General features: G+C 62.8%; 13 protein-coding genes and 1 pseudogene. 4 read left to right on the top strand and 10 right to left on the bottom strand.

From position 1 onward, the window contains the following. Positions 1-47: 47 nt before the first annotated feature. Positions 48-152: pseudogene (locus tag AB7M33_RS11210) on the top strand (hypothetical protein); the annotation flags it as partial. A gap of 290 nt (positions 153-442) precedes the next feature. Here the strand turns inward: AB7M33_RS11210 and AB7M33_RS11205 are convergent. After that, positions 443-1,180, bottom strand: a complete 738-nt coding sequence (locus AB7M33_RS11205) for a substrate-binding periplasmic protein (protein ID WP_274882949.1) — start codon at positions 1,178-1,180, stop codon at positions 443-445. 220 nt (positions 1,181-1,400) lie between these two features. On the opposite strand from AB7M33_RS11205, the gene AB7M33_RS11200 reads away from it, so the two are divergent. Further along, a complete protein-coding gene (locus AB7M33_RS11200) occupies positions 1,401-1,853 on the top strand; it encodes a GNAT family N-acetyltransferase (protein ID WP_027592469.1) in 453 nt (150 codons plus the stop codon). A gap of 29 nt (positions 1,854-1,882) precedes the next feature. Here the strand turns inward: AB7M33_RS11200 and AB7M33_RS11195 are convergent, their stop codons facing one another. The 9 genes from AB7M33_RS11195 to tkt form a co-directional block, all read right to left on the bottom strand. Continuing rightward, positions 1,883-2,179: a winged helix-turn-helix domain-containing protein gene (locus AB7M33_RS11195; RefSeq protein WP_003249396.1), complete on the bottom strand. Its 297-nt coding sequence runs from the start codon at positions 2,177-2,179 to the stop codon at positions 1,883-1,885. 12 nt (positions 2,180-2,191) lie between these two features. Then, entirely contained in the window at positions 2,192-2,692 is a 501-nt protein-coding gene (locus tag AB7M33_RS11190; protein WP_027592468.1) for a M48 metallopeptidase family protein, read from the bottom strand. Between the two features lie 39 nt (positions 2,693-2,731). Then, positions 2,732-4,861: a putative bifunctional diguanylate cyclase/phosphodiesterase gene (locus AB7M33_RS11185; protein ID WP_265970337.1), complete on the bottom strand. Its 2,130-nt coding sequence runs from the start codon at positions 4,859-4,861 to the stop codon at positions 2,732-2,734. A gap of 209 nt (positions 4,862-5,070) precedes the next feature. After that, a complete protein-coding gene (gene fba, locus AB7M33_RS11180) occupies positions 5,071-6,135 on the bottom strand; it encodes a class II fructose-bisphosphate aldolase (RefSeq protein WP_008093958.1) in 1,065 nt (354 codons plus the stop codon). Between the two features lie 100 nt (positions 6,136-6,235). Continuing rightward, the gene (locus AB7M33_RS11175) at positions 6,236-6,565 is read right to left on the bottom strand and encodes an MliC family protein (RefSeq protein WP_027592466.1); all 330 of its coding nucleotides are present in this window, start codon (positions 6,563-6,565) and stop codon (positions 6,236-6,238) included. A gap of 79 nt (positions 6,566-6,644) precedes the next feature. Next, positions 6,645-6,896, bottom strand: a complete 252-nt coding sequence (locus tag AB7M33_RS11170) for a hypothetical protein (protein WP_099430618.1) — start codon at positions 6,894-6,896, stop codon at positions 6,645-6,647. Continuing rightward, positions 6,896-8,059: a phosphoglycerate kinase gene (locus tag AB7M33_RS11165; RefSeq protein ID WP_027592464.1), complete on the bottom strand. Its 1,164-nt coding sequence runs from the start codon at positions 8,057-8,059 to the stop codon at positions 6,896-6,898. Before AB7M33_RS11165 ends, AB7M33_RS11170 begins: the two co-directional genes overlap by 1 nt. A 12-nt stretch (positions 8,060-8,071) precedes the next feature. Then, positions 8,072-9,133 (bottom strand): erythrose-4-phosphate dehydrogenase, encoded by a 1,062-nt coding sequence (gene epd, locus AB7M33_RS11160; RefSeq protein ID WP_027592463.1) that lies wholly within the window; start codon positions 9,131-9,133, stop codon positions 8,072-8,074. A 152-nt stretch (positions 9,134-9,285) separates the two neighbouring features. Then, complete coding sequence (gene tkt / locus AB7M33_RS11155) at positions 9,286-11,283, bottom strand: transketolase (RefSeq protein ID WP_454242844.1); 1,998 nt, start codon at positions 11,281-11,283, stop codon at positions 9,286-9,288. Between the two features lie 225 nt (positions 11,284-11,508). Between tkt and AB7M33_RS11150 the strand changes: the two genes are divergently transcribed. Further along, entirely contained in the window at positions 11,509-12,501 is a 993-nt protein-coding gene (locus AB7M33_RS11150; protein ID WP_027592461.1) for an ArsR/SmtB family transcription factor, read from the top strand. Positions 12,502-12,520: 19 nt separating this feature from the next. After that, entirely contained in the window at positions 12,521-13,711 is a 1,191-nt protein-coding gene (metK, locus tag AB7M33_RS11145) for a methionine adenosyltransferase (RefSeq protein ID WP_027592460.1), read from the top strand. Positions 13,712-13,823 lie beyond the last annotated feature (112 nt).

Raw genomic sequence — 13,823 nt, 5'->3', positions numbered from 1 at the left:
TTCGCGGGTGAACCCGCTCCCACAGGGGGTGTGTATCGCTTGTGTGGGAGCACCAGCGGTTGGTGCAGACCCAGCTGGCACTGATTTGCAGGCAGTTGGGGCCATTGCGCACGTTGGCGGCGCACCTGGTCAAGGAAAGCGCGCCCGCCTAAATGCTATGTGGCCTGTGGCGGCCTCTTCGCGGGTGAACCCGCTCCCACAGGGGGTGTGTATCGCTTGTGTGGGAGCACCAGCGGTTGGTGCAGACCCAGCTGGCACTGATTTGCAGGCAGTTGGGGCCATTGCGCACGTTGGCGGCGCACCTGGCCAAGGAAAGCGCGCCGGCCTAAATGCTATGTGGCCTGTGGCGGCCTCTTCGCGGGTGAACCCGCTCCCACAGGGGGTGTGTATCGCTTGTGTGGGAGCGGGTTTACCCGCGAAGAGGCCAGCACGGCATTAGAGATCAAAAGCCATGCTGGCGTAACAAGCGCGCATAACTGCCATCAGCTTTCATCGCCGCAATCGCCTGTTCGAACCGTTCGACAATCTGCTGGTGTTGCGGGTGTTTCAGGCTGACCAGAATATGCAGGCTGTTCTGCGCCAGTGGCGGGTCGATCAGTTCCACACCCTCACGCACCGCCTGCGGCTCGCGCTGCAGGTTGTAACGGGCCACGTATTCATCTTCTACCGCCAGGTTCACCCGGCCTGCCGCCAACATGCGCACGGCTGACGAGAAGTTGCGCACAGGCACCTTGTGCAAGCGGGTGTCGCCGTCGAAATCGGGTGAGTAGGCATAGTCGCGCACCACGGCAATGCTGTACGGGTACAAATCGGCAGCATGCTGATAGTCAAACGCCTCACCCTTGCGCTTGAGCAAGCGGATGCGGTTAGTCAGGTAGGCGTCGGAAAACTGCCCGATGCGCGCACGCGCGTCGTTGCGCCAGGCATTGATCAGCACGTCGTAACGCCCTTCGCTGACGCCCATCAACGCACGCGCCCAGGGCACTTCTTCGAACGCGCTGGTGTATCCGGCCCGGGCCAGCGCAGTGGTGACGATGCTGGTCGCCAAACCGCCGCCGGGCATGCTGGTGTCGGTAAACGGTGGCCAGTTGTCCGCCACAAGCCGCAGCTTGCCGTGACCCTGGGCGGGCGAGGCCAGCATCACTGCCAGCAACCCCAGAACACAAAGCAGTGGCCGCATGCTCAAGTCCTTTCGCAATGGAGGGCACACACTGTGTAGGCGGTCTTCACCACAACTGCCGCTGAGCGTACACAAAGCTGCAGCCGAAGGCAGCGGACAATAGTGTCATTTTGCCTCTATTTTGGCCGAAGGCTGCATGACACCGCCTGCAGCAATCAGCCACTCGTCGGTAGCCTTGGGATTTGCGATGATCGACGGATCATTCAAGGAGTTCCTGACCATGTCCATCGACTGGCTTTGCAAGCACCACACTGATCTCGGCAAGGAGCAGCTCTATGCCATCCTGCAGTTGCGCACTGAAGTGTTCGTGGTCGAGCAACGCTGCAGCTATCAGGAAGTCGATGGCCAGGACCTGACCGGCGACACCCTGCACCTGATGGCCTGGCAAGACGACAAGCTGGTGGCTTACCTGCGCCTGCTCGACCCGCAATCCCAAGGGGGCGATGTGGTCATCGGCCGCGTGGTCACGTCACCTGCGGCGCGCGGGCTCAAGCTGGGGCATGCGTTGCTGCTCAAAGGGCTGGAGGCGGCCGAGCATTGCTGGCCGGGTACGCCGGTGTACCTGTCGGCACAGGCACACCTGCAAGGGTTTTATGCCGGGCATGGGTTTAAGGCGGTGGGTGAGGAATACCTTGAGGATGACATTGCGCATATCGGTATGCGTAAAGGCTGAAAAAGCCAGGGGGCACTTTGCCCCCCGCATCACGGATACCCCAGCACTTCGCGGATCTGGCGCAAATGCCGAATGATCCACTGCTTGTCGATCGCGCCCCAGTCATGAATGCGGTAATGCCCGGCATGATTGCGCGCGCCTTCCTGCTGCTCGAACTCACAGACGATGTCCAGGTCGGCCAGGGCGGCGATGGTGTCCTGGGCCGTGCGGCGTGGCATGCCGGTGGCCTCCATCAGCGCCGGCACGCTGGTCGCGGTCTGACTGTCGATCAGCCAGGCCACGTATAGGCGGCGGTAGAAGCTGCTCTTGGTCTTGCTCACTTCCATGCTGCGTGGTCCTTAACAGTTGCCCGGCAGCTCCCGATAGGTCAGGTAGACGCGCAGGTCGAATTCCAGTTGATGGTAGTCCGGCTCCATGTGCTGACAGAGCTGGTAAAACGCTTTGTTATGGTCGCGCTCACGCAGGTGCGCCAACTCGTGCACCACAATCATGCGCAAAAACTGCGGCGCGGCCTCCTTGAACAAAGCGGCGATGCGGATTTCCTTCTTCGCCTTGAGCTTGCCACCCTGCACCCGGGATACCGCCGTGTTCAGCCCCAACGCTCGGTGGGTCAGGTCCAGGCGGTTGTCGAACAGCACCTTGTCCAGGTTAGGCGCACTGCGCAGGTACTGCTGCCGCAACTCTTGGGCATAACCGTACAGCGCCTTGTCGCTCTGCACGTCATGGCGGTCCGGGTAACGGCGCTGCAGGTACTCGCCCAGGCGGTCGCTGTCGATCATCTGCCGCACCTGCTCTTGCAGGTGCGGCGGGTAGGCTTGCAGATAACGTAATACGGTCATGGCAGTGCATTCGGCGTGACGAAGGGCGATTCTAGCCAATCAGGGCCGAGGCCAGGAGAAAATCGCCGGGAAGCCGCTGGCATCCGCTGCGGTCATGGGGTGCGCCACCAGAAAACCCTGCACGTAGGCGCAACCGTTTGCCTTCAGCCACGCAGCCTGGGCCGGGGTTTCCACGCCTTCGGCGATCACTGTGATGCGGTAGTCGGCGCACAGGCCCACCACGCTGCGCACCAGCGCGGCGTCCACGGCTGAGTCCGGCAGGCGTGCCACCAGGTGGCGGTCCAGCTTCAGGGTATCGATCGGCAAGTCCCGCAGCATGCGCAACGAGCAGTCACCTGCGCCAAAATCATCCAGCGCCACCCGCACACCCAGCTCACGCAGGCGGTGTATCTGCTTAACCGCCGCGTCGATGTTGTACATCAGCGACGTCTCCGCCACCTCGACTTCAAGCTGCGCGGGGTCCAGCTGGTAATCCAGGATCACCCGCTGCAGCTCCTCGACCAGGCCCGGCATGACGAACTGGGCACGGCTCAGACTGATACCCAGCACCAGGTCGCGAGGGAAACGATCGCACCAGGCCTGGCGCTGCGCTGCCCCCTGGCGGTAGATCCAGCTGGCCAGGCGGTTGATCAGCCGGGCCTCTTCCAGCAAGGGTATGAACAGCCCTGGCGGCACATCGCCAACGCTGGGGTGCTGCCAGCGCAACAACGCCTCGAAACCGCGCAAGTGGCCATCGGCAAAACCCACCTGGGGTTGATACACCAGGCTGAAGTCTTGCTGTTCGATCGCTGCCCGTACACCGTCTTCAAGCATCAGCCGCGAACGTGCGCGGCCATTGAGCTCGTGGTCATAGAAGCGGTATTGCTGGCGGCCAGCCTGCTTGGCCGCGTACATCGCCGCATCGGCTGCGCGCAGCAGGCCCTCGACGGTGGCACCGCAGTCGGGGTAGGTGGCGATACCAATGCTGACCCCAAGGCACACATCCAGCCCTTCCACCTGCTGGCTGATGGCGATGCGCTCGAGCAAGCGCTCGGCGTAACGCCCGGCCTGCTCGGGGTAAGGCAAGCTGTCGAACAACGCCGTGAACTCATCACCGCCCATCCGTGCCAGCAGCGCCTCGCTGCCCAGGCAGTCCTTGATCTGCTCGGCGACCCAGCGCAGCACGCGATCACCCGCTTCATGGCCCAACGAGTCGTTGATCCGCTTGAAGCCATCCAGGTCCATGTACATCAGCGCCTGCGCCTTGTCCGAGCGCTCGTTGCGCAGCAGCACGCCCTCGGCGGCCTGGTAGAAGCCACGGCGGTTGAGCAGGCCGGTCAGCGGGTCGGTCACCGCCTGGTACTCGAGCTGTTGGTGCAGGTTGCGCACCACCGACATGTCCAGCACTGTCACCACCATCGCCTGCTGATCGGCTGGCAAGGGCGCACACGACAGCGCGACCGGTACCAGTTCGCCCCCCAGGGTGCGTAACTGGGCATCGTGCACGCGGAAAATCCGCCGCCCCAAGTAGGCCTGGTAGAAGTCCGACTCGCTCCACAGGTTGGCGTTGGCCATTTGCACCAGGTCAAGCAACTGGGCGCCCTGCAACTGCTCCACTGGCGCTGCCAGCAAGCGTGAAATGGCTGGGTTGGCGAAACTGATGGTGCCGGCGGCATCTACCACCAGAATCCCTTCGGCGGCGTTTTCCAGAATCGAAGCGTTGAACGCCCTGGCTGTTTCCAGCTCGCGGGTCAGTTGCTGCAACATGCGCCGGTTGCGTTGCTGATCGAGCAGGGCCTGGACCTTGGGCTTGAGAATCTGCGGGTCGAACGGCTTGAACATGTAGTCCACCGCGCCACTGGCGTACCCCTTCAGCACGGCGGCATCGGACTGTTCGTTAGCGGTAAGGAAGATGATCGGGGTCAGCCGCGTGCGCTGGCTGCCGCGCATCAGCCGGGCGACTTCGAAGCCGTCCATTTCTGGCATCTGTACGTCCAGCAAGACCAGGTCGACGTCGTGTTCGAGCAAGGCACTCAGGGCTTCCACCCCCGAACTTGCGGTCAATACTTGCCAATCCTGCCGGGCCAGCAAGGCCCGCATACTGATGAGGTTCTCGGGGTAATCATCTACCACCAGAAGAACCGAGCTGCCACCATCCCGTGGCTGTGGTTGAAGGTGAGCGCCATCCATGCTGCTTCTCTATTGTGTGACCGACTTCAAATCACGATTGGATCCGATAAGTACTCTAGACCCGGGCCTGTAACTCGCAATGCAATCAGAACGCTATCAGTGCATAAACTGTACGGTAGCCGACTAACGGTTGCTCTGCCGTGAATACCGGTTATCGCAGGCATAAAAAAACCCGCATCTCTGCGGGTTTTTTCAGTACTACCAGCGCATCAATTGACCTTGGCGGCCAATTCACCTTTCAGGTAACGCTGGAACATGCCTTCCAAGGAGATCGGCTTGATCTTGGAGGCATTGCCGGCGGTGCCGAAGGCTTCGTAACGGGCGATGCACACGTCACGCATGGCTTTGACGGTTTCACCGAAGAACTTGCGCGGGTCGAACTCGCTTGGGTTCTGAGCCATCAGGCGACGCATGGCACCGGTGGAGGCCAGGCGCAGGTCGGTGTCGATGTTGACCTTGCGCACGCCGTGCTTGATGCCTTCGACGATTTCTTCAACCGGTACGCCGTAGGTTTCTTTGATGTCGCCGCCGTACTGGTTGATGATCGCCAGCCACTCTTGCGGTACCGAAGAGGAACCGTGCATCACCAGGTGGGTGTTAGGGATGCGCTTGTGGATTTCCTTGATACGGTCGATCGCCAGCACGTCACCGGTCGGTGGCTTGGTGAACTTGTAGGCGCCGTGGCTGGTGCCGATGGCGATGGCCAGGGCGTCGACCTGGGTCTTCTTGACGAAGTCGGCGGCTTCTTCCGGGTCGGTCAGCATTTGGCTGTGATCCAGCACGCCTTCAGCACCGATACCGTCTTCTTCACCGGCCATGCCGGTTTCCAGCGAACCCAGGCAGCCCAGCTCGCCTTCTACCGAAACGCCGCAGGCGTGCGCCATGGCAACGGTCTGCTGAGTAACGCGGACGTTGTACTCGTAGTCGGTTGGGGTTTTGCCGTCTTCACCCAGCGAGCCGTCCATCATGACCGAGCTGAAGCCCAGCTGGATCGAGCGCTGGCACACGTCAGGGCTGGTGCCGTGGTCCTGGTGCATGCACACCGGGATGTGCGGGAACTCTTCGATCGCGGCCAGGATCAGGTGGCGCAGGAAGGGCGCACCGGCGTATTTGCGGGCACCCGCCGAAGCCTGCACGATGACCGGAGAGTCGGTCTTGTCGGCGGCTTCCATGATTGCGCGCATTTGCTCGAGGTTGTTGACGTTGAAAGCTGGAACGCCGTAACCGAACTCGGCGGCGTGGTCCAGCATCTGGCGCATGCTAATGAGTGCCATTGTGTATCTCTCTCCCGACAAGCGTCGTTTGTTTCGTGCAAGCCTGCCGCAGGGGCGGTTGCTGTTCAAGTAGTGTGGGCCACCTGGGCGGCCCGGCCAGTCACGGTGCCTTGCAGCCCCGCCCTATCAGATCGTTGGTTGCCACCCAGTACACCAGGCCTTCTTCGCCTTTGGTGTGGAAGGCCAGCACGCCATCGCTGTACATCGCGCCCGACGCGCTCGGCTCGGATTTGAGCCGGTAGACCTGGTCGCCGCCGCCAAGGCGTACGTCGACCGAATCTTGTTGTGCATCCGCGAAGCGCCACAGCACTTCAGTCTGGGTGTCACAGACCCAACGGGTCCAGTTGTCTGCCGGGGCGGGTTGCGCCGGCTGCAGCAGTGAGCATCCTGCCAGTGTCGCCAGGGCCGCGATGGCCATAAGCGCTTTCATCTCATTACTCCGCCAGGGGCTGCTTTGCAGCCCCAGTGTTGAAGACCTTCAAACCCAGCTTAGGTGCCCGAGAACCCGATCAAGGGCAACCAGGCGCCTTGTGCTGGTGGTCTTCGTCATACTTTTCCAGGCCATCCGGACCCAGGCGCTTGTTGATGACCGGTACGGTCTCAGCCTGCCACTCGGACTGGTAGCAGCCGCCCTTGGGCGACCGCGACGCGGCTTCATCCGAAGACGGGCTGCTGGAGCACGCGCTCAGCATCCCGGCCAGAATCATCACAGGCAATTGCTTGACCATCAGGTCGCTCCCTTTGCCAAGCGCCAACGTCATCAGGCCTTGGCCCGCTCTTCCAGGATTGCCACAGCCGGCAGGACCTTGCCCTCGACGAACTCGAGGAACGCGCCACCACCGGTAGAAATGTAGGAGATATCGGCGCCAACGCCATATTTGTCGATCGCCGCCAGGGTGTCACCACCGCCCGCGATGGAGAACGCGGCGCTTTCGGCGATGGCTTTGGCCAGCACTTTGGTGCCGTTGCCGAACTGGTCAAACTCGAACACGCCAACCGGGCCGTTCCACAGAATGGTCTGCGACGACTTCAGCAGCTCGGCGAAGTTGGCAGCGGTTTGCGGGCCGATGTCCAGGATCATGTCGTCAGCGGCAACGTCGGCAATGGCCTTGACGGTCGCTTCGGCGCTTTCAGCGAATTCCTTGGCAACCACCACGTCGACCGGCAGCGGCACGTTGACCTTGGCAGCGATGGCCTTGGCGGTATCGACCAGGTCAGGCTCGTACAGCGACTTGCCGACGGGGTGGCCAGCAGCCGCCAGGAAGGTGTTGGCGATGCCACCACCGACGATCAGCAGGTCGCAAACGGTGCTCAGGCTGTTCAGCACGTCGAGTTTGGTCGACACCTTGGAGCCAGCGACGATGGCCGCCATTGGCTTGGCCGGGGCTTTCAGCGCCTTGCCCAGGGCATCCAGCTCGGCGGCCAGCAGTGGGCCGGCAGCGGCGACTTTGGCGAACTTGGCCACGCCATGGGTCGAACCTTCGGCGCGGTGGGCAGTGCCGAACGCGTCCATCACGAACACATCGCACAGGGCAGCGTATTTCTGCGCCAGCTCGTCGGCGTTCTTTTTCTCGCCCTTGTTGAAGCGCACGTTCTCGAACAGCACCAGGTCACCGGCCTTGACCTCGACACCTTCCAGGTAGTCGGCGATCAGCGGCACGTCACGGCCCAGGGCCTTGCTCAAGTAGTCGGCGACCGGCTTGAGGCTGTTCTCGGCGGAGAATTCACCTTCGGTCGGGCGGCCCAGGTGCGAGCAGACCATTACCGCCGCGCCCTTTTCCAGGGCCAGCTTGATGGTCGGCAGCGCTGCCAGGATACGCGCGTCGCTGGCTACCACACCGTCCTTCACAGGCACGTTGAGGTCTTCGCGGATCAGTACGCGTTTACCTTGCAGGTCGAGGTCGGTCATCTTCAACACGGTCATGAATGCAGTCCTTCAGGGCTGTTTGTTGCGGGTTGGTTGAACGACGTGCAGATAGTGTTCGGCAACGTCGAGCATACGGTTGGCGAACCCCCATTCGTTGTCGAACCAAGCCAGCAGGTTTACCAGGCGGGGGCCGGAAACACGGGTCTGGCTGGCATCGACGATCGCCGAATGCGGGTCGTGGTTGAAATCACAGCTGGCGTGAGGCAGCTCGGTATAGGCCAGCAATCCTTTGAGCGGGCCCTCCAGCGCTGCCTCGCGCAGCACCCGGTTGACCTCGGCGGCGCTGGTGTCGCGGGCGGTCTGCAGCGTGATGTCCAGGCATGAGACGTTGACGGTCGGCACGCGCACCGCTTTGGCCTGAATTCGCCCGGCAAGTTCCGGCAGCAGCCGCTCGATGCCGCGCGCAAGGCCCGTGGACACCGGGATCACCGACTGGAACGCAGAGCGCGTACGGCGCAGGTCTTCGTGGTGGTAAGCGTCGATCACCGGCTGGTCGTTCATCGCCGAGTGGATGGTGGTGATCTGCACGTATTCGATGCCGAACGCCTGGTCCAGCACGCGCAACAGCGGCACGCCGCAGTTGGTGGTGCAGGACGCGTTGGACACCAGGCGCTCGCTGCCCGTCAGGCATGCCTGGTTGATGCCGTAGACCACCGTGGCGTCCACGTCCGCCTCGCTGGCCATGGGCTGCGAGAACAGCACCCGTGGCGCGCCGGCATCAAGAAAACGCTGGCCATCGGCGCGGGTGTTGTAGGCGCCGGAGCACTCCAGCACCAGGTCGATGTCCAGGGCGGCCCAGTCGATGCCTTCTGGGGTGGCGCTGCGCATCACCTTCACGCAGTCGCCGTTAATATGCAGACAGTCGCCGTCGACCCTCACTTCCCCGGGGAAACGCCCGTGGGTGGAGTCAAAGCGTGTCAGGTACTCGAGGCTGGCCTGATCGGCCAGGTCGTTCAGCGCAACAATCTCGAAACCGGCCTTCGCCCCCCGCTCGAACAACGCGCGCAGGACACAGCGGCCGATGCGGCCATAACCGTTGAGTGCAACTTTGTAGGGACGCGGGTGGGGCATAGGTGGCTCTTGAAATCCGTCGGTTGAAAGGGGCCGCCTTACGGCCCATTCGCGGCACAAGGCCGCTCCCACAAGGTACTGCGGCGTATGCAGATCCTGTGGGAGCGGCCTTGTGCCGCGAACGAGGGCCAAAGGCCCTCGCTTTGCCTGTATCAGTCTTCCAGCAGCTCTTCGGCGGTGCCCAGGATGTTCTCCAGGGTGAAGCCGAATTCTTCGAACAATGCAGAGGCCGGGGCCGACTCACCGTAGGTGGTCATGCCGATGATACGGCCTTCCAGGCCGACGTACTTGTACCAGAAGTCGGCGTGGGCAGCTTCGATGGCGATGCGCGCACCCACTTCCAGTGGCAGTACAGACTGCTTGTAGCCAGCGTCCTGGGCGTCGAACACGCTGGTGCACGGCATGGAAACCACGCGGACCTTGCGGCCTTGCTCGCTCAGCTTGTCGAAGGCCTGAACCGCCAGGCCCACTTCGGAACCGGTGGCGATCAGGATCAGCTCTGGCTCGCCAGCGCAGTCCTTGAGGATGTAACCACCACGGCTGATCTCAGCGATCTGCTGGGCGTTACGGTCCTGATGCTGCAGGTTCTGACGCGAGAAGATCAGCGCCGATGGGCCGTCTTTGCGCTCCAGGGCGTTTTTCCAGGACACGGCCGATTCGACCGCGTCAGCTGGGCGCCAGGTGTCCAGGTTCGGCGTGCTGCGCAGGCTGGTCAGTTGCTCGATCGGCTGGTGAGTCGGGCCGTCTTCGCCCAGGCCGATGGAGTCGTGGGTGTAGACGTGGATCACGCGCTGCTTCATCAGGGCCGACATGCGCACTGCGTTGCGGGCGTATTCCATGAACATCAGGAAGGTCGCGCCGTAAGGCACCAGGCCGCCGTGCAGGGCAACGCCGTTCATGATCGCGGTCATGCCGAACTCGCGTACGCCGTAGTAGACGTAGTTGCCGCTAGCGTCGTGGGCGTCGACGCCCTTGCAACCTTTCCACAGGGTCAGGTTGGAACCGGCCAGGTCAGCCGAACCGCCGAGGAACTCGGGCAGCAGCGGGCCGAAGGCGTTCAGGGCATTCTGGCTGGCCTTGCGGCTGGCAATGGTCTCGCCTTTGGCAGCGACGTCGTTGATGTAGGCCTGGGCCTTCTCGGAGAAGTCAGCCGGCAGCTCGCCGCTGTCACGGCGCTTGAACTCGGCAGCCAGCTCTGGGAAAGCCGCGGCGTAGGCGTCGAAGCGCTGGTTCCACTCGGCTTCAGCCTTGGCACCGGCGGCCTTGGCGTCCCACTCGGCATAGATGTCGGCCGGGATTTCGAACGGGCCGTGGTTCCAATTCAGTTCTTTGCGGGCCAGGGCGATTTCGTCGTTGCCCAGCGGTGCGCCGTGGCAGTCTTCCTTGCCCTGCTTGTTCGGCGAACCGAAGCCGATGATGGTCTTGCAGCAGATCAGGGTCGGCTGCTCGCTTTTGCGTGCAGTCTCGATCGCGGTCTTGATTTCGTCGGCGTCATGGCCGTCGACGTTGCGGATCACCTGCCAGTTGTAGGCTTCGAAACGCTTCGGCGTGTCGTCGGTGAACCAGCCTTCCACTTCGCCGTCGATGGAGATGCCGTTGTCGTCATAGAAGGCAATCAGCTTGCCCAGGCCCAGGGTGCCGGCCAAAGCGGCGACTTCGTGGGAGATACCTTCCATCATGCAGCCGTCGCCGAGGAACACGTAGGTGTTGTGGTCGACGATGTTGTGGCCTTCACGGTTGAACTGTGCGCCCAGGACTTTTTCCGCCAAGGCGAAGCCCACGGCGTTGGCCAGGCCTTGGCCCAGTGGGCCGGTGGTGGTCTCTACGCCTGGGGTGTAGCCGTATTCCGGGTGGCCCGGGGTACGGCTGTGCAGCTGGCGGAAGGCCTTGAGGTCGTCGATCGACAGGTCGTAGCCGGTCAGGTGCAGCAGCGAGTAGATCAGCATCGAGCCGTGGCCGTTGGACAGCACGAAGCGGTCACGGTCGGCGAAGCTTGGGTTGCTCGGGTTGTGCTTCAGGTAGTCACGCCAAAGCACTTCGGCGATATCCGCCATGCCCATAGGGGCACCTGGGTGGCCGCTGTTAGCCTTTTGCACGGCATCCATGCTGAGGGCACGAATGGCGTTGGCACGTTCACGACGGCTGGGCATCGCTGATCTCCTGGGGCTGAAAGGTTGTGATACGAAAAAAGGCGGCCATTTTCGCCCACTGGGGGGCTGGGGGCAAACATTTAAGCGTCAAGCGGCACGCTTTAAGCGGCAAGGTGCATGCAAGCATGGGCTGGGGCCGCTCTATCCTTGCAGCTCATCGCCAATATCAAAACTTTTTGATATTGGCCTTGCGGGTGCCACGATGCCTGTCTAGACTGCCGCCCCATGAACCTCCGTGCGCAATCGATCCCTCAGCGAAGCGACACCCTGGCCGCCCTGTGCAAAGCCAGCGGCGACGCGCTGCGCCTGAATGTTTTGCGCGCACTGGCCAGCGATTCGTTTGGCGTGCTCGAGCTGGCGCAAATCTTCGACATCGGCCAGTCCGGCATGAGCCATCACCTGAAGGTGCTGGCCCAGGCCGAGCTGGTGGCTACCCGGCGCGAGGGCAACGCGATTTTCTACCGCCGCGCCCTGCCCGACAGCCTACGCCTGGGCGGGCGTCTGCACACGGCGTTGCTCGAAGAAGTCGACGACCTGACCTTGCCACCTGCGGTGCAGGCGCGCATCGCCCAGGTACAGCAACGCCGCGCAGCCACCAGCCAAGACTTTTTCCTGCGCGTGGAAGAAAAATTCCGCGCCCAGCAAGACCTGATCGCCGGCCTGCCGCAGTACCGCGAAAGCCTGCTGGCGCTGCTCGACAAGCTGAACTTCGCGCCCACCGCCAGCGCGCTGGAAGTAGGCCCCGGCGACGGCGGCTTCCTGCCGGACCTGGCACGGCGCTTCGCCACGGTGACCGCCCTGGACAACAGCCCGACCATGCTCGAACTGGCCCGCCAGGTCTGCCAGCGTGAGCGCCTGGACAACGTGAACCTGCAGTTGGCCGATGCACTGAATGCAACGGATGTGGCAGCCGACTGCGTTGTGCTGAACATGGTGCTGCACCATTTCAGCGACCCGGCCCTGGCCCTGCGCCAGCTGGCCAAACGGGTGAAAGCGGGCGGCAGCCTGCTGGTCACCGAACTGTGCAGCCATGACCAGGGGTGGGCGCGCGATGCCTGCGGCGACCTCTGGCTGGGCTTCGAACAGGACGACCTGGCCCGTTGGGCCAATAGTGCCGGGCTGGTCCCCGGGGACAGCCTCTATGTGGGCTTGCGCAACGGTTTCCAGATACAGGTCCGCCATTTTCAGCGGGCGACTGGCGACATACACCATCGGTAAATTTTAGGAACCCTTCGAGATGAGCGAATACTCCCTTTTCACCTCCGAGTCCGTGTCCGAAGGGCATCCGGACAAGATCGCCGACCAGATTTCGGACGCTGTCCTTGATGCCATCATCGCTCAGGACAAATACGCCCGCGTGGCCTGCGAAACCTTGGTCAAGACCGGTGTCGCCATCATCGCTGGCGAAGTGTCCACGTCCGCCTGGGTCGACCTCGAAGAACTGGTACGTAAAGTCATCATCGACATCGGCTACAACAGCTCCGACGTCGGCTTCGACGGCGCCACCTGCGCGGTGATGAACATCATCGGCAAGCAGTCCGTGGACATCGCCCAGGGCGTCGACCGCTCCAAGCCGGAAGACCAGGGCGCTGGCGACCAGGGCCTGATGTTCGGCTACGCCAGCAACGAAACCGACGTGCTGATGCCAGCACCGATCTGCTTCTCGCACCGTCTGGTCGAGCGCCAGGCCGAAGCGCGCAAGTCGCGCCTGCTGCCGTGGCTGCGCCCGGACGCCAAGTCGCAGGTCACCTGCCGTTACGAAAATGGCAAGGTAGTCGGCATCGACGCGGTGGTCCTGTCGACCCAGCACAACCCTGAGGTCTCGCAAAAAGACCTGCAAGAAGCGGTGATGGAGCTGATCGTCAAGCACACCCTGCCGGCCGAACTGCTGCACAAAGATACCCAGTACCACATCAACCCGACCGGCAACTTCATCATCGGTGGCCCGGTGGGTGACTGTGGCCTGACCGGCCGCAAGATCATCGTCGACTCCTACGGCGGCATGGCCCGCCACGGTGGTGGCGCGTTCTCCGGCAAGGACCCGTCCAAGGTCGACCGTTCCGCCGCCTACGCCGGTCGCTACGTGGCCAAGAACATCGTCGCCGCCGGCCTGGCCGAGCGTTGCGAGATCCAGGTCTCCTACGCCATTGGCGTGGCTCAGCCAACCTCCATCTCGATCAACACCTTCGGTACCGGCAAGGTCTCCGACGACAAGATCGTCCAACTGGTGCGCGAGTGCTTCGACCTGCGTCCGTACGCGATCACCAAGATGCTCGACCTGCTCCACCCGATGTATCAGGAAACCGCGGCCTACGGCCACTTCGGCCGCACCCCGCAGCAGAAGACAGTCGGCGACGACACCTTCACCACCTTCACCTGGGAACGCACCGACCGCGCCCAGTCGCTGCGTGACGCTGCCGGCCTGTAAGTTTCCTACAGCGCTGGACGAAAGCCCCTGCCGAGCAATCGGCAGGGGCTTTTTTGTGACATATCGGCTGACAACTGTTCACGGCAATCGGCACCCAGCCTGCCTAGGCTGA

This window comes from Pseudomonas sp. Y3 TE3536, from assembly GCF_053629175.1.
This window is presented reverse-complemented; position numbering and strand designations above follow the sequence as displayed.